20 protein-coding genes and 2 tRNA genes are annotated in these 26577 nt (G+C 64.2%); 13 read left to right on the top strand and 9 right to left on the bottom strand.

Going from position 1 to position 26577, the window contains the following annotated elements; translation table 11 throughout:
- Positions 1-84: 84 nt before the first annotated feature.
- Entirely contained in the window at positions 85-1008 is a 924-nt protein-coding gene (locus RMET_RS06060) for a histone deacetylase family protein (protein ID WP_029310152.1), read from the bottom strand.
- Positions 1009-1442: 434 nt separating this feature from the next.
- On the opposite strand from RMET_RS06060, the gene phaP1 reads away from it, so the two are divergent.
- Entirely contained in the window at positions 1443-2021 is a 579-nt protein-coding gene (phaP1, locus tag RMET_RS06055; protein WP_011515979.1) for a TIGR01841 family phasin PhaP1, read from the top strand.
- A gap of 266 nt (positions 2022-2287) precedes the next feature.
- On the opposite strand, the gene lpdA is transcribed toward phaP1, so the two are convergent.
- The 4 genes from lpdA to aceE all read right to left on the bottom strand — a co-directional run bounded on the left by lpdA (position 2288) and on the right by aceE (position 9319).
- The gene (gene lpdA, locus RMET_RS06050; RefSeq protein WP_011515978.1) at positions 2288-4066 is read right to left on the bottom strand and encodes a dihydrolipoyl dehydrogenase; all 1779 of its coding nucleotides are present in this window, start codon (positions 4064-4066) and stop codon (positions 2288-2290) included.
- A 39-nt stretch (positions 4067-4105) separates the two neighbouring features.
- Positions 4106-4702: an Ntn hydrolase family protein gene (locus RMET_RS06045; RefSeq protein ID WP_011515977.1), complete on the bottom strand. Its 597-nt coding sequence runs from the start codon at positions 4700-4702 to the stop codon at positions 4106-4108.
- Positions 4703-4765: 63 nt separating this feature from the next.
- Positions 4766-6430, bottom strand: a complete 1665-nt coding sequence (aceF, locus tag RMET_RS06040; RefSeq protein ID WP_011515976.1) for a dihydrolipoyllysine-residue acetyltransferase — start codon at positions 6428-6430, stop codon at positions 4766-4768.
- Positions 6431-6631: 201 nt separating this feature from the next.
- The gene (gene aceE / locus RMET_RS06035) at positions 6632-9319 is read right to left on the bottom strand and encodes a pyruvate dehydrogenase (acetyl-transferring), homodimeric type (protein WP_011515975.1); all 2688 of its coding nucleotides are present in this window, start codon (positions 9317-9319) and stop codon (positions 6632-6634) included.
- Between the two features lie 437 nt (positions 9320-9756).
- Between aceE and RMET_RS06030 the strand changes: the two genes are divergently transcribed.
- Positions 9757-12369, top strand: coding sequence for a PAS domain S-box protein (locus RMET_RS06030; RefSeq protein WP_011515974.1), 2613 nt, complete (start codon positions 9757-9759; stop codon positions 12367-12369).
- A 137-nt stretch (positions 12370-12506) separates the two neighbouring features.
- On the top strand, positions 12507-13139 hold the full coding sequence (locus tag RMET_RS06025) for a response regulator transcription factor (RefSeq protein WP_008650428.1): 633 nt from the start codon (positions 12507-12509) through the stop codon (positions 13137-13139).
- Between the two features lie 97 nt (positions 13140-13236).
- Here the strand turns inward: RMET_RS06025 and RMET_RS06020 are convergent, their stop codons facing one another.
- The gene (locus tag RMET_RS06020) at positions 13237-13932 is read right to left on the bottom strand and encodes an energy-coupling factor ABC transporter permease (protein ID WP_011515973.1); all 696 of its coding nucleotides are present in this window, start codon (positions 13930-13932) and stop codon (positions 13237-13239) included.
- A gap of 169 nt (positions 13933-14101) precedes the next feature.
- Here RMET_RS06020 and folD point away from each other — a divergent pair, with 169 nt between their 5' ends.
- The 5 genes from folD to RMET_RS05995 all read left to right on the top strand — a co-directional run bounded on the left by folD (position 14102) and on the right by RMET_RS05995 (position 20298).
- Entirely contained in the window at positions 14102-14959 is an 858-nt protein-coding gene (folD, locus tag RMET_RS06015; protein ID WP_011515972.1) for a bifunctional methylenetetrahydrofolate dehydrogenase/methenyltetrahydrofolate cyclohydrolase FolD, read from the top strand.
- Positions 14960-15092: 133 nt separating this feature from the next.
- Positions 15093-17195 (top strand): M3 family metallopeptidase, encoded by a 2103-nt coding sequence (locus tag RMET_RS06010; RefSeq protein WP_011515971.1) that lies wholly within the window; start codon positions 15093-15095, stop codon positions 17193-17195.
- A gap of 38 nt (positions 17196-17233) precedes the next feature.
- Complete coding sequence (locus RMET_RS06005) at positions 17234-17689, top strand: hypothetical protein (RefSeq protein WP_011515970.1); 456 nt, start codon at positions 17234-17236, stop codon at positions 17687-17689.
- Entirely contained in the window at positions 17686-18483 is a 798-nt protein-coding gene (xth, locus tag RMET_RS06000) for an exodeoxyribonuclease III (protein WP_011515969.1), read from the top strand. The genes RMET_RS06005 and xth overlap by 4 nt, the downstream gene beginning before the upstream one ends.
- A 3-nt stretch (positions 18484-18486) precedes the next feature.
- Positions 18487-20298, top strand: coding sequence for a SulP family inorganic anion transporter (locus RMET_RS05995; RefSeq protein WP_011515968.1), 1812 nt, complete (start codon positions 18487-18489; stop codon positions 20296-20298).
- A gap of 119 nt (positions 20299-20417) precedes the next feature.
- Here the strand turns inward: RMET_RS05995 and RMET_RS05990 are convergent, their stop codons facing one another.
- The gene (locus RMET_RS05990; RefSeq protein ID WP_008650441.1) at positions 20418-20681 is read right to left on the bottom strand and encodes a DUF1488 family protein; all 264 of its coding nucleotides are present in this window, start codon (positions 20679-20681) and stop codon (positions 20418-20420) included.
- A gap of 249 nt (positions 20682-20930) precedes the next feature.
- Here RMET_RS05990 and RMET_RS05985 point away from each other — a divergent pair.
- Positions 20931-21006 (top strand) — tRNA-Lys (locus RMET_RS05985).
- A gap of 196 nt (positions 21007-21202) precedes the next feature.
- On the opposite strand, the gene RMET_RS05980 is transcribed toward RMET_RS05985, so the two are convergent.
- Positions 21203-22594, bottom strand: a complete 1392-nt coding sequence (locus RMET_RS05980) for an 8-oxoguanine deaminase (RefSeq protein ID WP_029310379.1) — start codon at positions 22592-22594, stop codon at positions 21203-21205.
- A gap of 127 nt (positions 22595-22721) precedes the next feature.
- Positions 22722-23621: a LysR family transcriptional regulator gene (locus tag RMET_RS05975; protein ID WP_029310380.1), complete on the bottom strand. Its 900-nt coding sequence runs from the start codon at positions 23619-23621 to the stop codon at positions 22722-22724.
- Between the two features lie 121 nt (positions 23622-23742).
- Here RMET_RS05975 and RMET_RS05970 point away from each other — a divergent pair.
- From RMET_RS05970 to RMET_RS05955, 4 genes are all read left to right on the top strand, one after another.
- Positions 23743-23818, top strand: a tRNA-Lys gene (locus RMET_RS05970).
- A 253-nt stretch (positions 23819-24071) separates the two neighbouring features.
- A complete protein-coding gene (locus tag RMET_RS05965; protein ID WP_029310209.1) occupies positions 24072-25052 on the top strand; it encodes a Bug family tripartite tricarboxylate transporter substrate binding protein in 981 nt (326 codons plus the stop codon).
- A 174-nt stretch (positions 25053-25226) separates the two neighbouring features.
- Positions 25227-25565: a hypothetical protein gene (locus tag RMET_RS05960; protein ID WP_011515963.1), complete on the top strand. Its 339-nt coding sequence runs from the start codon at positions 25227-25229 to the stop codon at positions 25563-25565.
- Positions 25566-25972: 407 nt separating this feature from the next.
- Entirely contained in the window at positions 25973-26494 is a 522-nt protein-coding gene (locus tag RMET_RS05955) for a hypothetical protein (RefSeq protein WP_011515962.1), read from the top strand.
- Positions 26495-26577 lie beyond the last annotated feature (83 nt).

Raw genomic sequence — 26577 nt, 5'->3', positions numbered from 1 at the left:
TCGGACAAACGGCACCGGCCAGATGCACGACAGCTCGATATGAGCGCACTGGCCGCCACAAGGTTCCAACGGATTGCAATCGATTCATGACACGCTCGCGCGTTCGGCGGCAAGCTGTGCGTGATACCGCGCGGCAAGCATGATGGTCTGCGTATGCACGGCGACCGTGTCCTCGATCTGGTTGCCATAGCCACCCGCCATGGCAACGGCGACCGGCAACCCACGCGATCGTGCCGCTTCGAACACCATGCTGTCTCGCTGCGCGAGACCGGCCATCGTGAGCTTCAATCGCCCCAGGCGATCACCCTCATGAGGATCGGCGCCGGCCAGGTAGATCAGCAGATCGGGATCGAATCGTGCGAACAGGGTTTCTAGCGCGGACGCCAGCGCGACGGCATAGGTACCGTCATCGCACCCATCCGGCAACCCGACGTCGAGATCGCTAGCTTCCTTGCGAAACGGGTAGTTCTTCTCGCCATGCAGCGACAGCGTAAATATCGTCGGGTCATCACGCAGGATCGATGCGGTACCGTTGCCCTGGTGGACGTCGAGATCGATGACCGCCACACGCCGGACGCTGCCGTCGCGCTGCAGGCGACGCGCCGCAATCGCCGCGTCATTGAATACGCAAAACCCCGCCCCTTTGTCCGCGTACGCGTGGTGAGTGCCGCCAGCCAGATTCGCCGCGATACCCTGCTCCAGCGCCACCCTGCAAGCGGCAATCGTCGCGCCGGCCGAGCGCCGGGAACGCTCCACCATTTCATGCGACCAGGGAAAGCCGATCTCGCGCTGACGCGCGGCATCGAGTTGGCCAGTGGAAACGTCCTCGATATAGGCAGCGGTGTGGGCCAATGCGAGTGTTGCATCGTCGGCACGCGGCGCCTCTTGCAGTTCCACCCCGCCTACCTCGCGCACCACCGCATCACGCAGCATGCTGTATTTGCGCATCGGAAAACGGTGACCCGGCGGCAACGGCAGGACGAAATGATCGGCGTAAAAGGCAAGCATCGGGATGGGGCAGGATGAGCGGCCCGGAAAGTGCCTGAATGACATCATTATCCGACCGGGCAGTCAGCGATGGTAGCACTCCCCTCCCGCTGCGGCACACCAATCGCCGAAACCGCCAGAAAACGCCAGGATCTCCCGCGCCGCATCAAGCGACAGACTCAGGAAAAACCCTTAATTTACGCGCCATACGTCGACTTCTATGCGCTTTCGACGGGGTGTTCCGGGTGATTTTTTGTGCAATGCACAAAAACCGCTTGACACTCATCGTTGTTCTCTTAGAATTGCAATTGTTGCGGCGCATCAAAGCCTTCGGGCAGCGCCGAGAAACGAGACACACGCTCGGGCTGGCCAGGACACTGAAGTCATGGCTTTGACATCTGGGCGGCTTAATTTCACTTTTGCTTGACCTTGAAGCTCACCACTGGAGACCCGCAATGATCCTGACCCCGGAACAAGTTGCAGCCGCACAAAAAGCCAACCTCGAAACCCTGTTCGGCCTGACCTCGAAGGCTTTCGAAGGCGTGGAGAAGCTCGTTGAGCTGAACCTGCAAGTAGTCAAGGCCACCCTGGCCGAGAACGCCGACAACGCCAAGAAGGCGCTGACCGCCAAGGACGCCCAGGAACTGCTGGCCATCCAGGCATCGCTGGTGCAGCCGGTTGCCGAGAAGACCCTGGCCTACACGCGTCACCTGTACGAAATCGCTTCGGAAACCCAAAGCGAGTTCACCAAGGTTGCTGAAGCCCAACTGGCCGAAGGCACGAAGAACGTGCAAGCCCTGGTCGACAACCTGGCCAAGAACGCTCCGGCGGGTTCGGAGTCGACCGTAGCGATCGTGAAGTCGGCGATCTCGGCGGCCAACAACGCCTACGAGTCGGTGCAGAAGGCTACCAAGCAAGCCGTTGAAATGGCTGAGAGCAACTTCCAGGCCGCTGCCACCGCCGCGACCAAGGCTGCCCAGCAAGCCAGCGCCACGGCCCGCACCGCCACCAAGAAGTCGGCTGCTGCTGCCTAAGCATCTGTAATACCAACGCGCCGGCTCTGGCCGGTCCGTTGGCAAAACGCCCCGCCCACGCGGGGCGTTTTGCCAACGGAGGCGATCCCGATCGCCTCGTACCGGTGTCTCCTCGGTACCCGATTCCAAAAGGTATCGTTCAAGCCCGGCCTCTGACCACCAGAGGCCGGGCTTTTTTTCGTCGCGTTCTCCCCCCAGTGCTCGCAGGAGAGTCGAGACAAAAAAACCCGCCGAATCGGCGGGTTCTCTCACTACGGCGCCAGCAATCAGCGCTTGCGCGGCGGCGGCACGTCGGTGCACACACCTTCGTAGATTTCCGCAGCCATGCCAATCGACTCGCCCAAGGTCGGGTGCGGGTGAATCGTCTTGCCAATATCCACGGCATCCGCGCCCATCTCGATGGCCAGGCAGACTTCGCTGATCAGGTCGCCCGCGTGGGTGCCGACGATACCGCCACCGATGATGCGATGGGTTTCCTCGTCGAAAATCAGCTTGGTGAAGCCTTCGTCACGCCCATTGGCGATCGCGCGGCCCGAAGCGGCCCACGGGAACACACCCTTGCTGTACTTGATGCCTTCGGCCTTGCACTGGTCTTCGGTCTTGCCGGCCCATGCCACTTCCGGATCGGTGAACGCCACGGACGGGATCTGCTTCGCGTCGAAGTAGGCCTTCTCGCCATGCGCGGCTTCGGCGGCCACATGTGCCTCATGCACCGCCTTGTGTGCAAGCATCGGCTGGCCGACGATATCGCCGATCGCGTAGATGTGCGGCACATTGGTGCGCATCTGCTTGTCGACATCGATGAAGCCACGGTCGGTCACTGCTACACCGGCCTTCTCGGCACCGATCTTCTTGCCGTTCGGGGAACGGCCCACCGACACCAGCACGGCGTCGTAACGCTGCGGCTCGGCCGGCGCGGACTCGCCCTCGAACTTCACGTAGATGCCATCCGGCTTCGCTTCCACGCCGACAGTCTTGGTCTTCAGCATCACGTTATCGAAGCGATGCTTGTTCACCTTGTCCCAGACCTTGACCAGATCGCGGTCAGCGCCCTGCATCAGGCCGTCGAGCATTTCCACGACATCGAGTCGCGCGCCGAGCGTGCTGTAGACAGTGGCCATTTCCAGGCCGATGATGCCGCCGCCAATCACGAGCATCTTGTTCGGGATGTCGCGCAGTTCCAGCGCGCCCGTCGAATCGAAAATGCGCGGATCCTCAGGGACGAACGGCAGCTTCACGGCCTGGCTGCCAGCCGCGATGATCGCCTTTTCGAAGCGGATCACGGTCTTCTTGCCATTGGTGGCCTTGCTGTCGCCTTCCGTTTCCTGCACTTCCAGATGATGCGGATCCAGGAACGTGCCGATGCCGCGCACCACCTGCACCTTGCGGGCCTTCGCCATTCCCGACAGACCGCCGGTCAGCTTGCCGACCACGCTTTCCTTGTAGTGCCGCAGGCCATCCAGATCGATCTTGGCTTCGCCGAACAGGATGCCGTGCGCGGCCAGTGCCTTGGCCTCGTCGATCACCGCCGCGTTGTGCAGCAGCGCCTTCGACGGGATGCAGCCCACGTTCAGGCAAACGCCGCCCAGGGTGCCATAGCGCTCGACCAGAACGGTGTTCATGCCGAGGTCCGCCGAGCGGAAAGCCGCCGAGTAACCCCCGGGGCCTGCGCCCAGCACCAGCATTTCGCACTGGATGTCGGCGCCACCGGCATGCGTGGCGGCCGCCGGAGCCGCTGCCGGCGCCGGAGCAGGCGCAGCCGCGGGCTTGGGCGCCGCCGCCGGCGCCGGGGCAGGAGCCGCCGCCGCGCCACCTTCGACGGTGCAGATCAGCGTGCCCTTCGCGACCTTGTCGCCCACCTTGACCTTGACGTCCACGACCTTGCCGGCGGCCGACGACGGCACTTCCATGCTGGCCTTGTCGGACTCCAGCACGATCAGCGACTGTTCTTCCTCGACCGTGTCGCCAGCCTTGACCAGCACCTCGATCACTTCCACCGCGTCGAAATCGCCGATATCCGGCACCTTGACTTCGATCACACTCATGTTCTTCCTCCTGGGATGCGCGCCCTGCCCGCCTTGGGATCAGGCCGCGCCGTCTTTGTTGGTTGCCACTTGCAGCCGTACCGTGTGCACGTCGATCGGTGCCGCCGAACTCTTGTCGAACTCGATACCCGCTTCCACGCCGATCCTCGCGATCGCTCCGGCATCCAGGTCCGTGCGGTCATACACCGCGTGCATGGCGCCGAGCGCGTAGTTGCGGCCCGAGCCAATGCCCCAGAAACGATCGAACGAAAACACCTCGCGGTACGAATAAACGCCGAAAATGCCGCCCGAATTGGCGATCAGGCAGACGATCTGCGATGACTCGTAGGGGTCGTCCTCGTCTTCCTTGGTGTTGATGAAATACTCGTTCTTGAGCTTTTCATGCACCTTGAGAAAGGTTCGGAACACATCGTCACGGGTATGCAGCCGGCATTCCTCGCCCATGCCCGTCAGCAAGCTGCGCATGACCGGGAAATGCGCGGTGGTGCCTGCCAGCCCGACGAAGCTGTCGCCAACGGGAATCACCTTCTGGTTCCGCTCATAAGCGCGCGACAGCCGCGTATCGCCGAATGTCACCAGCGCATCGGCACCGATCGCCACCTCGTCACCTTTCCTGACGACAACGCAGGTAGTCATGGCTCGCCCCTTGAATGCAATGCAGACGCGCCCGCCAGGTTCGCTGGCGGGCGTTGCCGATGCTTACAGCAGAATCCGGCGGAAATCCGCCAGCAGCGCCGCGAAGTACGTGTTGAAGCGTGCGGCCTCGGCACCGTCGATCACGCGGTGATCCCACGACAGCGACAGCGGCAGCGTCAGGCGCGGGGCGAACTGCTTGCCGTCCCACACCGGCTTCATATACGACTTGCACACGCCCATGATGGCCACTTCCGGCGCATTGATGATCGGCGTGAAGTACGTGCCACCGAGGCCGCCGAGCGACGAGATCGAGAAGCAGCCGCCTTGCATCTGGTCAGGCTTCAGCTTGCCGTCGCGCGCCAGCTTGGCCAGATCGCTCATTTCCTGGCTGATCTCGAGCACGCCCTTCTTGTCGGCGTCCTTGATCACCGGCACGACCAGACCGTTCGGGGTGTCGGCCGCGAAACCGATGTTGAAGTACTTCTTCAGCACCAGGTTGTCGCCGTCCAGCGAGGCGTTGAAGTTCGGGAACTTCTTGAGCGCCGCAACGGTGGCCTTGATCATGAACGCAAGCATCGTCACCTTGATGCCAGCCTTCTCGTTTTCCTTGTTGAGCTGCACGCGGAATGCCTCGAGCTCGGTGATGTCCGCTTCGTCACAGTTCGTGACGTGAGGGATCATGACCCAGTTGCGATGCAGGTTGGCGCCAGAGATCTTCTTGATGCGCGACAGCGGCTTCGACTCCACTTCGCCAAAGCGCGTGAAGTCCACCTTCGGCCACGGCAGCAGGTCCAGGCCCACGCCGGTGCCGGCGGCGGCAGCCGGTGCGGACGGCGTGGCAGTCTGGCCGCTCATGACGCTCTTGACGTAGTTCTGCACGTCTTCCTGCGTGATGCGGCCCTTGGGAGCGGTGCCCGGCACACGCGACACGTCGACACCCAGCTCGCGCGCGAACTTGCGCACGGTCGGGCTGGCGTGAGCGGCCTTGCCGGTCGTACCCTGCACCGCTGGCGCGACGGCCGGCGCGGCAACAGGTGCCGGCGCCGCGGCCGCCGGTGCGGGCGCGGGAGCGGCTGCGGCAGGCGCCGGGGCGGCTGCCGGGGCCGGAGCTGCTGCGGCAGCGCCGCCAGCAGCTTCCAGGATCAGGATCAGCGTGCCTTGGGCGACGTTATCACCGACCTTGACCTTGATTTCCTTGACCGTGCCGGCCTGCGGCGACGGCACATCCATGGTGGCCTTGTCGGACTCCAGCGTCACCAACGCGTCTTCGGCGTTGATCTGGTCACCCACCTTGACGTGGATTTCGATGACCGGCACGGCGTCGTAGTCGCCGATATCGGGCACCTTGACCTCGACCGTGCCACCACCAGCAGGGGCAGCGGCCGGAGCCGGGGCAGCGGGAGCCGCCGGCGCGGGTGCCGCGGCGGCAGGGGCCGGAGCTGCCGGAGCAGCAGCGGCTGCGGGAGCCGGAGCGGCGGCAGCGGCGCCTGCGGGCTCGAGCATCACCAGCACGGAGCCTTCGGAAACGCTATCGCCCACCTTGATCCGGACTTCCTTGACCGTGCCGGCCTGCGGCGACGGCACGTCCATGGTGGCCTTGTCGGATTCCAGCGTCACCAGCGCGTCTTCCGCGTTGATCGTGTCGCCCGGCTTCACGTGCACTTCGATGACGGGAACGGCGTCGTAGTCGCCGATATCCGGCACCTTGATTTCAATCGCTTGACTCATTCAGTGTCTCTCCTGGGCAGCCGGCACTCTGGCCAGATACGACAAACGCGACAAACGCAATCGGCGAGGTTACTCTCGCCACACGCATCTGTCACGCTGCCGCGCATCACCATTCGCCGTGGTGCGCCGCCGGGTCAGCCGGTGGCACACTGCGGCGCGGCGGGTGCCGCGCTGCGGGGGTTCAGTCGTGCAAGTCCGGGGTCAGACCGACATCGGGTTCGGCTTGTTCGGGTCGAGGTTGTACTTCTTGATGGCCTCGGCCACCTTCTCGCGACCGATCGCGCCTTCGTCAGCCAGCGCCTTCAGCGCGGCCACCGTGACCCAGTAGCGGTCCACTTCGAAGAAGTGGCGCAGCTTCTCGCGGGTATCCGAGCGGCCGAAGCCATCGGTGCCCAGCACCACGTAGCGACGCGGCACGAACGGACGGATCTGCTCGGCGAACGCACGGATGTAGTCGGTGGACGCGATGACCGGACCGCGCACGCCCTTGAGCTTCTGGGCGACAAACGATTCGCGCTGCGTGCCGGTCGGGTTCAGCAGGTTGTGACGCTCAACTTCCTGGCCTTCGCGGGCCAGTTCGGTGAAGCTCGGGCAGCTCCACAGATCCGATTCCACGCCCCAGTCCTTCTTGAGCAGGTCGGCGGCGGCGATCACCTCGCGGAAGATCGTGCCCGAGCCCAGCAGTTGCACGCGCGGCGCGTTGCTGTTCTCCACGCCCTTGCGGAACTGGTACATGCCCTGGACGATGTCGCGTTCCACGCCAGCCGGCATTTCCGGATGCTCGTAGTTCTCGTTCATCACCGTCAGGTAGTAGTACACGTCTTCCTGTTCGGCATACATGCGGCGCAGGCCGTCCTGCATGATCACGGCGAGTTCGTACTGGAACGTCGGATCGTACGAGATACAGTTCGGGATCACAGCGTGGAACACGTGCGAGTGACCATCCTCGTGCTGCAAGCCTTCACCGTTCAGCGTGGTGCGGCCAGCGGTGCCGCCCAGCAGGAAGCCGCGCGAGCGCATGTCGGCGGCGGCCCAGCACAAGTCGCCGATACGCTGGATGCCGAACATCGAATAGTAGATGTAGAACGGGATCATCTGCACGCCGTGCGTCGAGTACGACGTGGCGGCGGCGATCCAGTCGCACATGGCGCCGGCTTCGTTGATGCCTTCCTGCAGCACCTGACCCGTCTGCGATTCCTTGTAGAACATCAACTGGTCATGGTCTTCCGGCACGTACTTCTGGCCTTCCTGGTTCCAGATACCAACCTGGCGGAACAGGCCTTCCATGCCGAAGGTGCGCGACTCGTCCGGCACGATGGGCACCACGTGCTTGCCGACCTGCTTGTCCTTGAGCAGCGTGTTCAGGATACGCACGAAGGCCATCGTGGTGGACACTTCGCGGCCTTCGCCAGTGGCCTTGATCAGCGCTTCGAACGCCGACAGCTCGGGCACCTTCAGCGCCTCGGCCTTCATACGGCGGGCCGGCAGGTAGCCGCCCAGGTCCATGCGCGCCTTGCGCATGTACTCCAGTTCCTTCGAGCCTTCCGGGAAGGTCAGGTACGGGACTTCTTCCAGCTTGTCGTCCGCCACCGGGATGTTGAACTGGTCGCGGAACGCGCGGATCGCGTCCACCGGCATCTTCTTCTGCTGGTGGGCCACGTTCATGGCCTGCCCGGCATCGCCCATGCCATAGCCCTTGATGGTCTTGGCCAGGATCAGCGTCGGCTGGCCCTTGTGCTCGCTAGCCGCCTTGTAGGCCGCGTAGACCTTGTGCGGATCATGGCCGCCGCGGTTCAGGCGCCAGATGTCGTCGTCGGACCAGTCGGCCACCATGGCCTTCAGTTCCGGCGTATTGAAGAAGTGCTCGCGCACGTAGGCGCCATCCTTGGCCTTGAAGGTCTGGTACTCGCCGTCCACGCATTCCATCATGCGCTTCATCAGCAGGCCCTTGGTGTCGCGCTGCAGCAGCGGATCCCAGCGGCTGCCCCAGATCAGCTTGATCACGTTCCAGCCCGAGCCACGGAATTCCGATTCCAGTTCCTGGATGATCTTGCCATTGCCGCGCACCGGGCCATCCAGGCGCTGCAGGTTGCAGTTGATCACGAAAACCAGGTTGTCCAGCTTCTCGCGGCCGGCCATGCCGATCGCGCCCAGCGATTCCGGCTCGTCGGTCTCGCCATCACCCAGGAACGCCCATACCTTGCGGTCGCCGGCGTTCACCAGGCCACGGCTGGCCAGGTACTTCATGAAGCGGGCCTGGTAGATCGCCATGATCGGGCCCAGGCCCATCGACACGGTCGGGAACTGCCAGAAGTCCGGCATCAGCCACGGGTGCGGGTACGACGAGATGCCCTTGCCGTCCACTTCCTGACGGAAGCTGTCGAGCTGTTCGGGCGTCAGGCGGCCTAGCAGGAAGGCGCGCGAGTAGACGCCCGGTGCCGAATGGCCCTGCACGAAAACGAGGTCGCCGCCGCTCTGCTCCGACGGGGCGCGCCAGAAGTGGTTGTAGCCCACGTCATAGAGCGTGGCCGCCGAGGCGAACGACGAGATGTGGCCGCCGACGTTGGTGTGCTTGTTGGCACGCAGCACCATGGCCATCGCGTTCCAGCGCGTGTACGAGCGGATGCGGTGCTCGATGTCCTGGTCGCCGGGAATGCGGGCCTGCTGCTCCACCGGGATGGTGTTGATGTACGGCGTTTCGGCATGGAACGGCTGGGTAACGCCGTTCACGCGCGCGTATTCGATTTGCTTGTCGATCAGGAACGCGGCGCGCTCGGTGCCTTCCGCGTTGAGGACGCCCTGCAGGGCGTCCAGCCATTCGTGCGTTTCCTGGGGATCTGCGTCGTTGGCGCTGCTGGCGCCGAGGATCTGCTCTGGTACAGCGGACATGACTGTCTCCTGGTGAATTCCTGCCCGGTGCCCACACAGCGAAGCGCGGGACTCCAGCGGCCGGTCTTGACGGTTTGTGACGTCGCGGCGGAGCGCCAAGCCTTGCCCTGGCATCGGTAGGCCAAAGCCGGATCCTCCGTGGGGCTGATGACGCGTTCATCGCCCGGATCCTGTACTCAGCAAGCGCAGTGCGCCCGCCCGCATTGATCGGTCGAAGCGATTCTATGGAAGCACAGCAAGTGCTGACAAGCTAAATTTTCAGATTACGAAGTCATTTCTTATAATGTGAAATATTGCGGCAGTGCATCAGAAATCGCATCGTGTCCGTCTCGCAAGGCCTCGCGACCAGCGCGCAAATACTGTGCCGTGTAGGCGCTTTCCCCAAGCGACGCACCGCAATAAAGTGGATAAACTGCTCGGTCAGCCGTCAATCCCCTATGCAGTTTCTCAAACGAATTCTCTCCGGCCTGCGCACGGCCATTCTGCCTCCGAACCCTGCCGGCGCCGTCAGCGATGCCCCTCACGGGGTAGTCCATGCCGACCGTAGCAACGGTGCCAACGCTCATGGCACCCCCCAGGTCGAGGCACAAGACAGCACCGATGGCACGGACGGCGGCACGCCGCTGGCCGCCGCCCCCCGCCGCCTCTGGATCACGCGCTGGCGCAATCTCGTCGCTACGAGCTGGTTCATGTTCATCCCGCTCGTGGCCATCGTGCTGTTCACGGTAGCGATGGGCGTCATCCTCTGGTCGCTCCACGAAACCGAGCACCAGCAGCAGCGCGACGCGCTGTACCGCGACGCCGCCTGGGCGCAGCAGCGCGTGCGCCTGTCCCTGCTGAGCAACCAGGACCAGTTGGCCTCGCTGGCGCGGGATATCGCGGCCGCGCAGCTCGACCAGGGCGCCTACCGGACGGCCGCACAGGAAATCCTGCGCGAGAACCCGGAGATCGTCTTCATCAACTGGCTCGACGCCACGCGGCGCGGCCGCTGGTCGCTGCCATCGACGTCGGAATTCGCCGCCCGCCTGCGCGAAACCGCCGATCAGCCGCTCGAGCCCGAGGTCCTGGACACGTTCGACGCCGCGCGCGAGACCCAGCGTGTGGTCTATTCCCGGCCGCTGATGAACGATCGCGGCGACAGCTTCATGCTGATGGAAGTGCCGATCGTGCGCGATAACGAGTTCCTGGGCACGCTGGGCGCGCTCTACTCGATCAACGGCATCCTGACGCACCTGCTGCCACCGGAACTGACCGAGCGTTACCGCTTCTCGCTGATCGACAAGAACAACCAGACCCGGGCCAGCACCTCGGTACGGCCGGTACCGGGCAATGCGCTGTCCTACGAGGTCCTGCTCGACCCGCCGGGCCATTCGCTGTCCCTGCGCGCCGACGCCTACCCACCGCCCTCGAACCTGCCCAACAACATGTTGCTGTGGCTGGTGGTGGGCCTGTCGTGCTTCCTGCTGTGGAGTCTGTGGAGCATGTGGCGCCATACCAGCCGCCGCTCCGAAGCCCAGCGCGCCCTGCTGGCCGAAACCTCGTTCCGTCGCGCGATGGAAAACTCGATGCTGATCGGGCTGCGGGCACTGGACCTGAACGGGCGAATCACCTACGTGAATCCCGCGTTCTGCCGCATGACCGGCTGGACCGAGAACGATCTGGTCGGCCGCGTGCCGCCCTTCCCGTACTGGCCGCCCAATGACCAGCAGGAGATGCAGAAGCAGATCGACCTGACGCTGCAGGGCAAGTCGCCGGCCACCGGCTATGAAATGCGCGTCATGCGCCGTGACGGCAGCAGCTTCTTCGCCCGCATGTACGTATCGCCGCTGGTAGACGGCCGTGGCCGCCATACGGGCTGGATGAGCTCGATGACGGACATCACCGAGCCGAAGCGCGCCCGCGAGGAACTCGCCGCCGCGCACGACCGCTTCACGACGGTGCTGGAAAGCCTGGACGCGGCTGTATCTGTGCTGGCCACGGACAAGGCCGAGTTGCTGTTCGCCAACCGCTACTATCGGCAGCTCTTCGGCTGGGAAGCCGAGGGCCACCTGAAGCTGGCCGGGGACGACTTCGACAAGGACCAGATGTCGAGCGACAACACCGACTTCGTCGATGCCTATGCCGGCCTGCCCGCCTCGGAACTGATGCCGTACGCGTCCGACGCCCGCGAGGTGTTCGTGCCGGACATGCAGAAATGGTTTGAAGTGCGCCGCCGCTATATCCAGTGGGTGGACGGCCACCTCGCGCAGATGCAGATCGCCACCGACATCACGGTGCGCAAGGCAGCCGAGGAAATGGCGCGCCAGCACGAGGAACGCCTGCAGTTCACGAGCCGCCTGACCACAATGGGCGAGATGGCGTCGTCGCTGGCGCACGAGCTGAACCAGCCGCTGGCGGCCATCAACAACTACTGCATGGGCGCCGTGGCTCGCCTGCATTCGGGCCGGAGCACGCCGGAAGACCTGATCCCGGTGCTGGAAAAGACCTCGGCACAGGCAGTGCGCGCGGGCACGATCATCAGCCGCATTCGCGGTTTCGTGAAGCGTAGCCAGCCGCAGCGGCGCGAAGCCTCGCTGCACGACATCGTGGCCGATGCCGTCGGCCTGGCCGACCTGGAGGCCGCGCGGCGCCGCGTCACGATCCTGACCCGCCTGCCGACCCCGCCGCTGATGCTCTACGTGGACCCGGTGCTGATCGAGCAGGTACTGGTCAACCTGCTCAAGAATGCCGTGGAAGCGATGGCCGGCATGCCGGCCCTGCGCGCCGCGGGCGTGGTACGGTTGCACGCGCGCGTAGAAAACGTCGAATTTGGCCAGAGCGTCTGTATCGACGTGATCGACCAGGGCCCCGGCGTGGACGAAGCCACCAAGGAGCGCCTGTTCGAGCCGTTCTTCAGCACCAAAGCGGACGGCATGGGCATGGGCCTGAATATCTGCCGTTCGATCATCGAATCCCATCAAGGCCGTCTGTGGGTAGAAAACAATGTGGACGGCATCGGCTGTACGTTTAAAATCACCCTGCCGCTGCAGCCTGCGCTACCCGAACAGTAACGGGGATGCCCTCGGGCGAAGCGGACGACCCTCTGCCGCGGGGCATCGGGAGGTCGTCCGGATCGTTCACCCGGGGTGTTGCGCACTGCCGCTGGCGGTTACACTTCGTTGCAAACGACTTTGCCCCAGGAGATTTCATGACCGCAACGCCCAGCCCCACGCCTCATCGTGGCGAGACCGTATTCATCGTCGACGACGATGAAGCCATGCGTGACTCGCTGACCTGGCTGCTCGAGGGCAACGGCTACCAGGTGCGCAGCTTCAACAGCGCCGAGCAGTTCCTGTCCGCCTACGACGCCAGCCAGGTTTCGTGCCTGATCCTGGACGTCCGTATGCCCGGCATGAGCGGCCCGGAGTTGCAGGAGCGCATGATCGCCGAGAACATCGACATCCCGATCGTCTTCATCACCGGCCACGGCGACGTGCCGATGGCGGTCTCGACGATGAAGCGCGGCGCGATCGACTTCATCGAGAAGCCGTTCGACGAATCGGAACTGCGCTCGCTGGTGGAACGGATGCTGCAGAAAGCCCGCACCGATCACTCGGCCGCGCGCGAGCAGCGTGCCGCCAAGGACCTGCTGAGCAAGCTGACCACGCGCGAGCAGCAGGTGCTCGAGCGCATCGTGGCAGGCCGTCTGAACAAGCAGATCGCCGACGACCTGGGCATTTCCATCAAGACCGTGGAGGCGCACCGCGCCAACATCATGGAAAAGCTCAACGTCAACACGGTGGCGGATCTGTTGCGCCTGGCGCTCTCGCGCAATAGCTGAGTCCCGCCTTGCCGCTCCTTCTCCCCGTCGCGGGGGAAGGAGCCGCCTCCCTGCCCACTGCCGGCCGAACGGCGCTTGTCCTTCCCTTGGCCGCTCGTTACTTCCCCGTCAGATAGTCCTCGTCTGTGAACGTCAGCACCCATTGCGGGCGATAGACGACGAAGATCGCCACCAGCATCCCCGTCAGGAATGCCTCACCGAACCCGATCACCACGGCGCCGGTCAGGCTGTCCCCGATCGTCAGCCCGGCATGGGGCGGTCCCAAATGGAACTGCCAGAGCGTGCGAAGGCCGCCGGCGACGATGGCGGCCACCAGCGGGGCGAAATAGCCGTGACCGAGAATGAAGATGAACGGGTGGCGCGGTAGTCGGCGTCGCATCACGGCCTGTAGCCCGGCAGTCAGCAACCCCGGAGCCGCCGCCATCCAGATGAAGCGCGGCGCCAGGGACACCCAGGCGATATCCGCCCAGCCCTGCCCCGCCAGGTAAGCCAGCCCCAGCAGCGACACCAGATCGACAATGGCCAGCGTCAGCATCGCCAGCGGCAGCCCGAACATCGTCACCGCCAGCGGGGCCCCCATCAGTTGGACCACGACCCCGGTCCCGACCGTCGCCCGCGCCGACCACAGCAAGGTCAGGAAGACGAGCCCGCCGAGCCAGGCGTGCTGGAGCGGTTCCTGCCGCAGCAGCCGCCATGGCCGCTGCGACACCACCCAGGCGAGCATCGCCACGGAGAGGGTCGGAAGCGGCCAGGTTGCCAACAGGGCCTGAAGTGAGGAATCGTCGATCTGCATCGGGCGGATGCTAGCAGCCCCGGCCAGAAACCGGGTTGTATCCGATCAAGCCAGGCAGCCCGTTCTGATTCTGATCAACCCCTTTATAATCCGGGTTTCACGAGCGACGCTGGCGACCCCCGCCGGCGTCGCTCCCCGTTTCCCCAAGCCTCTCCAGTCACGTATCCCCATGTCCGCTCACCTGATCGACGGTAACGCCCTTGCCAAACAAATCCGCGCCGAGGCCGCCCAGCGCGCTGCCCGCCTGACCGCGGCCGGCCACCAGCCCGGCCTGGCCGTGGTGCTCGTGGGCGAGGACCCCGCCAGCCAGGTCTATGTGCGCAACAAGGTGAAGGCGTGCGAGGACAACGGATTCTATTCGTCGCTGAACCGCTACCCGGCCGACCTGTCCGAAGCCGACCTGCTGGCCCGCATCGACGAACTGAACAACGACCCGAAGATCCACGGGATCCTGGTCCAACTGCCGCTGCCCAAGCATATCGACAGCCACAAGGTGCTCGAAGCCATCGCCCCGGAAAAGGACGTCGACGGCTTCCACGTGGCCAACGCCGGCGCGCTGATGACCGGCGCCCCCCTGTTCCGCCCCTGCACGCCGTACGGCTGCATGAAGATGCTCGAATCGATCCAGTACCCGCTGCGCGGCGCGCGTGCCGTGGTGGTGGGTGCCTCGAACATCGTCGGCAAGCCGATGGCCATGATGCTGCTGCAGGCTGGCGCAACCGTAACGATCTGCAATAGCAAGACGCGCGACCTCGCCGCCCATACGCGCGACGCCGACGTGATCGTCGCTGCCGTGGGTCGCCGCAACATCATTACTGCCGACATCGTCAAGCCGGGCGCCGTGGTGATCGACGTAGGCATGAACCGTGACGACGCCGGCAAGCTGTGCGGCGATGTGGACTTCGCCGGTGTGCGCGAAGTGGCCGGCCATATCACCCCGGTTCCGGGTGGCGTCGGCCCGATGACGATCACGATGCTGCTGATCAACACGCTGGAAGCCGCGGAACGCGAAGCCGGCATCGCCTGAGTGATGCTCTAGGTGATGGCCTGAGCGATGGGCCAATTGCGCCAATAGCTAAGTCGTACTGGATATTTCGGCGCATAGGCCTCATCTTGCACGTGTGATGCCGCATCCCGGCAGCCAATCGGAATTTGCCACCATGACTGATACTACCGACCGCGCCAGCAACCCTCTGCTTGATTTCTCCGACCTGCCGCGCTTCGCGGAGATCCGGCCCGAGCACATTGGCCCGGCGCTGGACGTGCTGCTCGCCCAGGCGCAGGCAGCCGTCGCCCGCGCCGAGGACCCGGCCACCCCCGCCACCTGGGCCAGCGCCGTTGAGGCACTGGAGGTCGCCACGGAGCCGCTCGGCCGCGCCTGGGGCGTGGTCGGGCATCTCAGCGCCGTAGCCGACACCCCCGAGTTGCGCAAGGCACACGCCGACAACCTGCCCCGCATGACCGAATTCTGGTCATCGCTGGGCCAGAGTCTGGCCCTGTACGAGAAGTACAAGGCCGTCGCCGCCGGCCCCGAGTTCGCAGGCCTTTCGCCAGCGCGCAAGCAACTGCTCGAGAACGAGCTGCGCGGATTCCGCCTGGGCGGCGCCGAACTGGCCGAGGACAAGAAGCCGCGCTTTGCCGAGATCCAGGAACAGCAGGCGCAACTGTCGAAGGCGTTCTCCGACCACGTGCTCGATGCCACCAATGGCTACGCCCTATATATCGAGGACGAGGCACGCCTGTCCGGTATTCCGGCCGACGCAAAGGAAGCCGCGGCGCTGGCCGCCCAGAAGGATGGCAAGGCAGGCTGGAAGTTCACGCTGCACTTTCCGTCGTACTTCCCGGTGCTGCAGTATGCGGACGACCGCGCGCTGCGCCAGACCATGTACGAGGCCAGCGTCACGCGCGCCTCGGAACTGGGCCCGCAGCACGGCAATGGTCAGGCCGACTGGGACAACACGGCCAATATGCGCGAGCAACTGACGCTACGCCGTGAAGAGGCGCATATGCTGGGCTACGCCAACTATGGCGAAGTCTCGCTGGTGCCGAAAATGGCCGAGTCGCCAGCCGAAGTGCTCAAGTTCCTCGACGAACTGGCCGTCAAGGCCCGCCCGTTCGCTGAACACGACTGGACCGAACTGCGCGAGTTCGCCGCGGCCGAACTCGGCCTGAACGACGTCGCGCCGTGGGATGTCGCCTACGCGTCCGAAAAGCTGCGCCAGAAGCGCTATTCGTTCTCCGACGACGAGGTCAAGCAGTACTTCCAGGAACCGAAGGTGCTCGAAGGGCTGTTCGGCGTCGCCGAGAAGCTGTTCTCGGTCCGCATCCAGCCGGACACGACGCAGACCTGGCACAAGGACGTGCGCTTCTTCCGCGTGGTGTCGCCCCAGGGCGCACTGCTCGCCCAGTTCTACATTGACCTGTACGCGCGCGAAGGCAAGCGCGGCGGCGCCTGGATGGACGATGCGCGTGGCCGCAAGGAACGCGGCAACGGCACCGTGCAAACGCCGGTGGCCTACCTGACCTGCAATTTCACCGCGCCGGTCGGCGACAAGCCCGCCCTGTTCACGCATGATGAAGTGATCACGATGTTCCACGAGTTCGGCCACGGGCTGCACCATATGCTGACGCAGGTGGGCGACCTCGGCGTGTCCGGCATCAACGGCGTGGAATGGGATGCCGTGGAGCTGCCGTCACAGTTCATGGAGAACTTCTGCTGGGAATACGAGGTGCTGTCGACGATGACGGCCCACGTGGAAACCGGCGCGCCGCTGCCGCGCGCGCTGTTCGATCGCATGCTGGCCGCGAAGAACTTCCAGAACGGCATGATGACGCTGCGCCAGATCGTGTTCTCGTCGTTCGACATGCACCTGCATACCGACTACGACCCGCAGGGCGCGGTATCGGTGCTCGAGCTGTCGCGCCAGATCAACGACGCGAAGCATGTGGTGCCCCAGTCGCCGCTGTCGCGCTGGCCGAACACGTTCAGCCACATCTTCGCGGGTGGCTATGCCGCCGGTTACTACAGCTACAAGTGGGCCGAAGTGTTGTCCGCCGATGTTTACGCAGCATTCGAGGAAGCCGCGCAGCTCTCCGGCAGCGTGCTCGACAGCGCCACCGGCGAGCGTTATCGCCGCGAGATCCTGTCGGTGGGCGGTAGCCGCCCGGCGATGGAATCGTTCGTGGCGTTCCGCGGCCGCGCGCCGCAGATCGACGCACTGCTGCGGCACGGTGGCATGACGGAAGCAGCAGTCGCTGCCTGACCGCCACCCACCCCGCCCTGCCCCCAGGCGCCCGGACCATGAACATTCCTTTCCCGATTCGCAAGGAATGTCCACCGGGCGCCTGTGTCTGCAATCGCGACGCGCTGCTTGCGGACCCCCACGCCGATCTGCGCATCCTGCAACTGACGCAGCAGGAAGAGAAAAAGCTGGTGGACCGGCTGGAGAACGTTGCCACACTCGATGAACTCGAGCGGATGAAGGCGAGGATGCGCGAGTTGCTCGGTATCGAGGTCAGCATCACGCCGAGCGACAACGTAGTACGCACGACGCGCGGCTTCCGCATTGAACTTGCGGACCAGCCAGGCCTGTGCCGCAAGACCCGGCAGGCGATCCCGGCCGCGATCCGCCGCAGCATGGATACCCATCCGGAAATCGCCTACGCGATCCTGGACCAGCGCGGACTGCTTGGCGGCATGGACGCCATCGGCGACGCGCACGGCGACAACGACAATCCAAACAAAAACGAGATATGAGAATCGCAAGCTGGAACGTCAACTCCCTCAAGGTACGTCTGCCGCAGGTGCTGCAATGGCTAGGCGCGCAGGATGCCGCGGGCACGCCGATCGATGCGCTGTGCCTGCAGGAACTAAAGCTGCCCGACGACAAGTACCCGCTGGCCGAACTCCAAGCGGCCGGCTTCCATAGCATCTTCACAGGTCAGAAAACCTACAACGGTGTGGCGATCCTGGCACGCAACGCGGCCATGCCCGTGCCGACTGACGTGGTGCGCAACATTCCCGGCTATGAGGATGCGCAGCAACGCGTGATCGCCGGCACGTACGGCGACGTACGTCTGATTAGCGCGTACTTCCCGAATGGCCAGGCGCTGGACTCGGACAAGTTCGTCTACAAGCTCGACTGGCTCAAGGCCATGATCGAGTGGCTGCGCGCCGAAATGACCCGGTATCCGAAACTCGCGCTGCTGGGAGACTTCAACATCGCCCCGGAAGACCGCGACGTCCACGACCCGGCCAAGTGGGAGGGCCAGAACCTGGTCTCGCCGCAGGAGCGCGACGCGTTCCAGACATTGATCGGCCTGGGTCTGGTTGACTCCTTCCGCATGTTCGAACAGCCCGAGAAAATGTTCTCGTGGTGGGATTACCGAATGATGGGTTTCCGCCGCAATGCCGGGTTGCGTATCGACCATATCCTGCTTTCGGCCGACCTGGCGCGGCAGTGCGCGACGTGTGTCATCGACAAGGAGCCGCGCCGCTGGGAGCAGCCGTCTGACCACACCCCTGTCGTGGCCACGCTCACGCTCGGCTAGCCGATGCGTGCGAATCTGGCCCTGACGCGCTGGTTTCCCTGGCTCCCGCGCGTCACGCCGCTGACGCTGCGCGCCGATCTGGTTGCCGGACTGCTTGGCGCGGTGCTGGTGCTACCGCAGGGCGTGGCCTTTGCCACGCTGGCCGGTCTACCCCCCCAGTACGGCATCTATACGGCCGTGATCCCCTGCATCGTCGCCGCCCTGTTCGGCTCGAGCTGGCATGTGATGTCGGGACCGACCAACGCCAATTCCCTCGCGCTGTTCGCCATGCTGAGTCCGGTGGCATTTGCGGGCAGCCCCGCCTATATCTCGCTGGCGCTGGCGGTCACGATGCTGGTCGGCATCCTGCAACTGGCGGTAGGCGCGCTCCGGCTCGGATCGCTCGCCAATTTCATTTCGCCATCGGTTCTACTCGGTTTCACCTGTGGCGCCGCGACCTTGATCGGACTTCACGCGCTGAAGGATCTGCTTGGGCTTGCCGTGCCAACCGGCACGAGCGCATTCGGCGTGGTGCGCTTCCTGCTCGACAATCTCGACACGGTCAGCGGTAGCGCGTTGATCGTCGGCGCCGTGACGCTGGCGGTCACGCTGCTCGTCAAACGGATCTCGCGCCGCGCGCCCTTCATGCTGATCGGCCTGCTCGCCGGCTACGGCGTTGCGCTGCTGCTCAACTCCACTGGTTGGGGCGCCGCCAGGCATGTGAACGTGGTGGGGCCGATTCCATCGGCGATTCCACCATTCCATATCCCCGACATCAACTGGCGCACGGTGCCTGACCTGCTGGGCATTGCCTCGGCACTGACCATCGTCGCGCTCGGCCAGTCGATTTCGATTGCCAAGGCCGTGGCATTGCGCTCGGGCCAGCACATCGACGCCAACCGCGAGTTCATCGGCCAGGGGCTGTCGAATATCGCGGGCGGATTTTTCTCCGGCTACATTTCTTGTGGATCGCTGAACCGCTCGGTCCCGAATTTCGAGGCCGGCGCGCAGACGCCTCTGGCCAGCGTGTTCTCTGCGCTGCTGCTGGTCGTGCTCGTCATGGTCAGCGCGCCGCTGCTGGCGCAGATTCCGCTGGCGGCGATCTCGGCCATGCTGCTGCTCGTGGCCTGGGGCCTGTTCGATTTCCAGCGCCTGCGCCGTATCGCGCGACTCTCGCGCACCGAGTTCGCGATTGCGGTAGGCACGTTCGTCGCCACGCTGGCGATCCGGCTCGAGATGGCCGTATTGCTCGGCACGATTCTGTCGCTCGTCGCGTACCTGTATCGCACCTCGCGCCCCGCCGTGCGCAGCCTCGTGCCGGATGCCGATGACCCTGGCCGCCGCTTCACACCGCTGGACGAACTGCGCCGACCCCAACCGGAATGTCCGCAGTTGAAGCTCCTGCGCATGGAAGGCGCGATCTACTTCGGCGCCGTGCAATACGTCACCGATCGCCTGCACTGGCTGCGCACGGTCAACGCCAGCCAGAAGCATCTGCTGGCGATGACCAAGAGCATGAACTTCATCGACCTGGCCGGCGCGGAGATGTGGGAAGCCGAGCTGGCCGAGCGGCGTGCAGCCGGCGGCAACCTCTATTTCCACCGTCCGCGCACGCAGGTCCTCGAGACCTGGGAACAGACCGGTTTCACCGCCAAGCTCGGCGACGACCACATCTTCCCCACCAAGCGACAGGCGCTGCACACGATCATCGGCAGTCTTTCGCCCGACATCTGCGCGCAATGCCAGGCGCGCATCTTCGAGGAATGCGCGCAGCGCCCGGGAGCCGTGCCGCGCTCGCCACAAGCCAACGCGTCAGACGCAGCGGCCTCTGCCTGAGCGGCAATCGGAACAACCAGACGTTGATGTAAGACGAAAGACGGTAGGTATGTGAGCGCGCCGGCCGGTCTACGCGTGAGACGTAGCCGAAGCCGGCGGCGGAGGGGTGCGCCGCCGGGTCAGACCGGCGCCACGTGCGCGCGCTTGACCACGATAGGTTGCGGCACGCCCTGCTCTATCAGCACCAAGGCCGCGCGCTCGATCGTTTCACGACCAGCACGGAACGCCTCTTCGAGCGACAGCACCTGGTCGGCACTAAAGCCTTCCCACAGCGCCTCGCGTGTTACGACACATGTCACTTGCTCACCATCGACAATCGCGTGGAACAGCAAACCTTCGTTGTTGATGTCGTAGCGGTCTTGCTCCTGGAATTTGATTTCCATCATCACAGCCCTCCAATATGCAAGTGGAAAAGCATCCTAACATGGCTTGGCGGAAATCGTCTTCGATCCCATGCGTGGAAATTTGAGAATGCGATGTGTCTCAATGCTCGTCACGATGTCGGACGATTTCCCATCGCGGGGCACGAGCATGTCAGCCGTATATGTCAGGGCGATGTGCAGGCTAGTGGAAGAATCTCTCATTAAAGATTTGACAAAGCCAAAAATGCTGCTAGAATCTCGGTCTTCGTCGGGGCGTTAGCTCAGTTGGTAGAGCAGCGGACTCTTAATCCGTAGGTCGAGTGTTCGAGTCACTCACGCCCCACCAGACACCAAAAAGGCCGGAAGCAGCAATGCTTCCGGCCTTTTGCTTTGGTGGCTTGGTGCACCTCAATGCGCCGAGCCCCGAGTCGCCGATGTCGCGCCAGTGTCATCCAGCGCATGCGCCATCGCTGCACACCAGCTCCGGCATCGACCGGCGTTTGATGTCATCCGCTCATCAAACGCCGAGCGCTTTCAACGAATCATGCACCCGCCGCCTGCGCACGCTCGAACAGCGTGCGCGCCAGGCGCCGATGATCCGACAGCACGTTCGGCAGATCCGCGGTCAGCAGATGTCCATCGCGAATCACCACGCGGCCATTGATAACGCTCATCGACACATTGCCCGGCGTGCAGAACACCAGGGCCGCCACCGGATCGTGCCCAGCTCCAGCGTAGCCGACGCCCGACATATCGAAGGCGACGATATCCGCCGACATACCCGGCGCGAGCGCGCCAATGTCATCCCGATTCAGCACCTTGGCCCCGCCAAGCGTGGCAATCTCGAGCGCCTCGCGCGCGCTCATCGCGGCCGGGCCGTACCCGACCCGCTGCAGCAGCATCGCCTGACGGGCTTCGCCAAGCATGTGCGCGCCGTCGTTCGATGCGCTGCCGCCGACGCCGAGCCCCACGGGCACGCCGGCGTCACGCATCCGGCGAATCGGCGCGATGCCAGAAGCCAGCCGCATGTTGGAACAAGGGCAATGCGCCACGCCCGTGCCGGTACGGGCGAACAACGCCACCCCTTCCTCATCGAGCTTCACGCAGTGCGCGTGCCAGACATCGTGCCCAACCCAGCCCAGATCCTCCGCGTACTGCGCGGGCGTCATGCCGAATTTCTCGCGCGAGTAGGCAATGTCGTTGTCGTTCTCCGCAAGGTGAGTATGCAGCGACACCCCGTAGTGGCGCGCCATCTTCGCGGACTCCCTCATCAGGTCGCGCGACACTGAGAACGGCGAGCACGGGGCCAGCACCACACGCAGCATCGCGTGCCGCGACGCATCGTGATACTGCTCGACCAGCCGCTGGCTGTCGCGCAAGATCGCTGCCTCGGTTTCCACGACGACATCGGGCGGCAGGCCACCCTGGCTACGGCCGACACTCATCGAACCGCGTGCCGCGTGAAAACGCATGCCGATCTGGCGCGCCGCGTCGATCGAATCGTCCAGGCGCGATCCATTTGGATAGAGGTACAGGTGATCGCTGGTAGTCGTGCATCCGGACAGCATCAGTTCGGCCATCGCGGTCTGGGTCGACACGCGGATCATCTCCGGCGTCAGGTGCGACCAGAGCATGTAGAGATTGGTCAGCCACCCGAACAACTCGGCATCCTGCGCGGCAGGCACGGCGCGCGTCAGGCTCTGGTACATATGGTGATGGGTGTTGACCAGCCCGGGCATGACCACATGCCCGCGCATATCGACAACCTCGGCGCGCCCCTCGTCGACAAGCCGACGGTATTGCTCGGGCAACTCGGCCGTGGGCCCCACCCACTCCACCGCCGGCCCGTTCGCGACCAGCGCGCCATCGGCAATTTCGCGCCGCTGCGCGTCCATGGTGACGAGTACGTCGGCGTGCTGAAGGATCAAAGTCATAGTGATGTGCATCGGTTGTGAACGTTGCGCAGTCTACGCAACGCCAGTACGCACCCAAAGCGCAGAATTTCGCGCTTGGTGTCCACAAAATGAGGACACCTGGATCGTGAACCGTTGACGGGCGGAATTAACGGAACAGGCCGTCCAGCGCGGTGCCGATACGCTCCGCCATCAGTTCGGCTGCGGGACTCAGCGGCGCCCGCGCCCGCGCAACCATCCTCAACGCTTGCTGCCGTAGATCGCTGTCGCGCAGCGGCACGAAGACCACGGCGCCACGCGCGCGCTCATCCATCACATCGAGCGGATTGAGCAGCGCCACACCGGCCCCGGCCGCCGCGAGTCGCTGGATCAACACGACCGAGGTCGATTCCACAGCGGACGTCACCTCGACCGACTGGCGCGCGAAGGCGTCGTCGACGAGCGCGCGGATCGACAGCGAAGGCGCCGGGAGGATCAATGGATAGCCGGCGCACTCCGCCAGCCGTGTCGACGGCTGCGTGGCCAGGGGATGCCCCGGCGCCACCACCGCGCCAATCGACCAGTCACGGCTGGCCATCACGCGGAACGCCGCCACCTCCGGCAAGTCGTAGCCGAGCCCCAGGTCTGCGTCGCCCTGCTCCACCGCCGCCACGATGCCGGCCACGGGCAGGTCCGCCACACGCACCACGATGCCAGGGTGATGCTGGCGGAAGTCGTGCACGAGAGATGGCAGCAGGGAGCCCGCCAGACCCGACGTGGTCGCAACCGTGACCATGCCGCGCCGCGCGCCCTTGATCTCGGCAACGCGCGCCTGCAGCGCCTCATGCTCGCGCAGCGTCTGCCGCACGTGAGCGAGCACCATCTCACCCAACGGCGTCAGGTGCAGGCGGCGGTTGATCCGGTCGAACAGCGGTGCCCCCAACTCCGCCTCCAACTCAAGGATCTGCCGGTTGATCGCAGTTGGCGCCACGTGCAGATGCTCGGCGGCGCGACGGATCGAACCACGGCGCACGACTTCATCGAGATAGCGCAGGACACGGGCGTGCATGACGGATGGGAGCCATTGAGACAGTGGGCGCATTGTAAGCGGCACCTGACATGCCGATGAAAAAATTGCGAACAAGGGCTTGCGCAGTATTCGGTACCTTGCTAGAATCTCTTTCTTCGTTGGGGCGTTAGCTCAGTTGGTAGAGCAGCGGACTCTTAATCCGTAGGTCGAGTGTTCGAGTCACTCACGCCCCACCAGCGAATTCAGAAAAGGCCGAAAGCAGCATTGCTTTCGGCCTTTTGCATTGGCGCTCCCGCAGCGCTTCCTGCTTCATATGCGCGTCATTGCTCACCCGCTACGCTCTCACGCGCGCACCCACGGGTTCTCCCCGATTCCCCGCCCCCGCCATTTCACGGTTGAATGCCCGTCGACGCACATCACGGAACGAAGTTCCGTATTGCGGAACCAGCACAACTAGCAACACGTACTAGCAACACCTGGAGGCATCTTTTGAAAGCAGTTCTGAATACGGGCGCCATCGCCGCCCTCGCCGTCCTCGGCCTGACCCAGACCGGCATCGCCCACGCGCAAGCGTATCCGACCAAGCCGATCCGCCTGATCGTGCCATTCGCCGCCGGCGGTACCACGGATATCGTTGGCCGCGCCGTGTCCGATGCGATCGGCCGTGAACTGGGTCAGCCAGTGGTGGTGGAAAACCGCGGCGGCGGCGGCGGCGCGATCGGCGCCGATGCGCTGGCCAAGTCCGCGCCTGATGGCTATACGCTGGGTATCGCCACGGTCAGCACGATGGCTACCAATCCGGCCACCAACCCCAAGAACCCGTACGACCCGATCAAGGACTTCGCGCCGATCACCAACCTGGTGAACGTGCCGAACGTGCTGACCGTGAACCCGAAGGTGCCCGCAAAGAACCTGAAGGAGTTCATTGCCCTGGTGAAATCGAACCCCGGCAAGTACAGCTATGCGTCGGCTGGCAAGGGCAGCATCTCGCACCTGGATGGCGAGCTGTTCAAGTACATCACCAAGACCGATATGGTCCACATCCCGTACCGTGGATCGGGCCCGGCGCTGAATGACACGCTGGCCGGACAGGTCAACGCGCAGTTCGACAACCTGCCGTCGTCGATGCCGTTCATCCAGAGCGACAAGCTGCGCGCCCTGGCCGTCGCCGCGCCGAGGCGCGTGGAAGGCCTGCCCAACGTGCCGACGTTCGCGGAAGAAGGCATGAAGGACATGAACAACATGGCCTGGTATGGCCTGGTGGCCCCGGCGGGCACCCCTGCTGCCATCATCACCAAGGTGCACGATGCGGCGGTCAAGGCCCTGCAGGATCCCAATGTGAAGAAGCGTCTGCACGACGCCGGTGCCTACCCCGACGGCAACACGCCGCAACAGTACGCGGCACAGATCAAGCGTGAACTGGAACTGCGCAAGAAGATCGCCGTCGATCAGAACATTACCCTGGAGTAAATGGCGCAATAAGTACCGTATGCAGGCCTTGTGACGTGGCTGTCTCGCCGCCTGAACATTGTTACTACAACTTTCGCTAGGCGAGTGTCCACGATCACCGGTACAGTACAGATGAAGTCATTTTTTTCCTATTTGCCGGGCCCGTAAGCCCGGCGGTTACCTGTGAGGATGATGATGCTGAAGAAGACCGTACCGACGCTGGTTGTTGCCGCCCTGGCTGCCTTGGGCACCATGCAACTGGCCCATGCGCAGAAGAACTACACGGACGGCGGCGATCTTTACAGCGGGGCCCACTCGAAGGACAAGGCCAACCCGAACAAGAGCGCGGCCAAGTCCGGCAAGTTCGATCCGTACACCGAAGGCGCCAAGAAGTCGACCAAGTCGGAACTGGCTCCGGGCAAGAAGGCTGACCCGTACACTGACGGGGCGAAGTCTGGCAAGTTCGATCCGTACACTGACGGCGCGAAATCCGGCAAGTTCGACCCGTACACCGACGGCGCCAAGAAGCAGTAAGCGTCGTCCTTCATGGCCCCCGTTCTCAGGCGGGGGCCATGTTTCTCTTCCCTCCCGCATTACCCCTTCCGCATTACCGCTTCCCCGCCTCCCACGAGTGAATTATCCGTCGCTCCCACGCGATTGAGATCCGTCACTGCGTTGCCGCTGTCACGCAGGTTTCCCGCCCCCTTCCAGCGCACCAGGCGGCGCCCGGTTCGCCTCATCCAAAAGACTGACTAGGACATACCCGACCTGTCACACCAATGTCTCTACATTGCTGCTAGTGTTCGGCCTACCAATGATTTCAAGCAGTACCAGGCGTGACCTGCCCGCGTTGAGAGGCAGGCACCCAAGCCGCCCGGGCCGGCCAATGCACCGGCCCAGATTGCATCAGGCGGCAACCCTAATATGGGAGACCTGAGCTAATGCAGCCCAAAGCACTCGATACCCACGAACCCGTAGTGCTCGCGCTGGTCGAGGCCGTCACGGCCTGGCAAGGCGCGCTTGAACAGACCCTGGGCGTATCGGGGCTGACCTATCCCAAATGGCTGCTGTTGCGGGCAATCCGCCACGAGGAATTCGTACGCGGCAAGCCGTGCGAAACCGCCATCTTTCTCGATGTCGCGCAGAGCGAGCATATGCTGCGCGAACTGGGCGACGATGGCTGGCTCAGTTTCGATGCGGACGGCACGCCGCGCATCGCGCCGGCGTCGGTCGCGCGGATGAAACGCGCGGCGCAGGCCATCAAGGCCCTGCACTCGGTATCCGCTGGCCAGTTCAGCACCTCGGAGCGCGCGGCGCTAAGCAGCTTGCTGCATCGCATGACCACCACGCTGGAAGACCACGTTGCGCGCCATATTCGCCATGCGGCGTGGGAACGCGACGAGATGTCGATGGTCGTGCCGGACGAACTCCGCCGCGTCGCGCAACAGGCTATCGCTGCCTGACCGACCCGCACCGCAGCCATGACGCCCCGCCCCGCGCGGGGCGTTTCTGTTTTGTCACCCGGGCAAGGCAATTCTTTCCTACA

The organism is Cupriavidus metallidurans CH34, from assembly GCF_000196015.1.
GTDB classification, from domain to species: Bacteria; Pseudomonadota; Gammaproteobacteria; order Burkholderiales; family Burkholderiaceae; genus Cupriavidus; species Cupriavidus metallidurans.
Note: the sequence above shows the minus strand (reverse complement) of the source record. Positions and strands in the feature narration are given on the sequence as shown.

Bases quoted from the DNA above. Each gene is read 5' to 3' on its own strand.
- RMET_RS06025 (WP_008650428.1), top strand. From the start codon at position 12,507: ATGACCGCAACGCCCAGCCCCACGCCTCATCGTGGCGAGACCGTATTC.
- RMET_RS06005 (WP_011515970.1), top strand. From the start codon at position 17,234: ATGAACATTCCTTTCCCGATTCGCAAGGAATGTCCACCGGGCGCCTGT.
- RMET_RS06060 (WP_029310152.1), bottom strand. From the start codon at position 1,008: ATGCTTGCCTTTTACGCCGATCATTTCGTCCTGCCGTTGCCGCCGGGT.
- phaP1 (WP_011515979.1), top strand. From the start codon at position 1,443: ATGATCCTGACCCCGGAACAAGTTGCAGCCGCACAAAAAGCCAACCTC.
- RMET_RS05975 (WP_029310380.1), bottom strand. From the start codon at position 23,621: ATGCACGCCCGTGTCCTGCGCTATCTCGATGAAGTCGTGCGCCGTGGT.
- RMET_RS06010 (WP_011515971.1), top strand. From the start codon at position 15,093: ATGACTGATACTACCGACCGCGCCAGCAACCCTCTGCTTGATTTCTCC.
- lpdA (WP_011515978.1), bottom strand. From the start codon at position 4,066: ATGAGTGTGATCGAAGTCAAGGTGCCGGATATCGGCGATTTCGACGCG.
- xth (WP_011515969.1), top strand. From the start codon at position 17,686: ATGAGAATCGCAAGCTGGAACGTCAACTCCCTCAAGGTACGTCTGCCG.
- RMET_RS05995 (WP_011515968.1), top strand. From the start codon at position 18,487: ATGCGTGCGAATCTGGCCCTGACGCGCTGGTTTCCCTGGCTCCCGCGC.
- RMET_RS06030 (WP_011515974.1), top strand. From the start codon at position 9,757: ATGCAGTTTCTCAAACGAATTCTCTCCGGCCTGCGCACGGCCATTCTG.
- RMET_RS05990 (WP_008650441.1), bottom strand. From the start codon at position 20,681: ATGGAAATCAAATTCCAGGAGCAAGACCGCTACGACATCAACAACGAA.
- folD (WP_011515972.1), top strand. From the start codon at position 14,102: ATGTCCGCTCACCTGATCGACGGTAACGCCCTTGCCAAACAAATCCGC.
- RMET_RS06020 (WP_011515973.1), bottom strand. From the start codon at position 13,932: ATGCAGATCGACGATTCCTCACTTCAGGCCCTGTTGGCAACCTGGCCG.
- RMET_RS05980 (WP_029310379.1), bottom strand. From the start codon at position 22,594: ATGACTTTGATCCTTCAGCACGCCGACGTACTCGTCACCATGGACGCG.
- RMET_RS05955 (WP_011515962.1), top strand. From the start codon at position 25,973: ATGCAGCCCAAAGCACTCGATACCCACGAACCCGTAGTGCTCGCGCTG.
- RMET_RS06045 (WP_011515977.1), bottom strand. From the start codon at position 4,702: ATGACTACCTGCGTTGTCGTCAGGAAAGGTGACGAGGTGGCGATCGGT.
- aceE (WP_011515975.1), bottom strand. From the start codon at position 9,319: ATGTCCGCTGTACCAGAGCAGATCCTCGGCGCCAGCAGCGCCAACGAC.
- aceF (WP_011515976.1), bottom strand. From the start codon at position 6,430: ATGAGTCAAGCGATTGAAATCAAGGTGCCGGATATCGGCGACTACGAC.
- RMET_RS05960 (WP_011515963.1), top strand. From the start codon at position 25,227: ATGCTGAAGAAGACCGTACCGACGCTGGTTGTTGCCGCCCTGGCTGCC.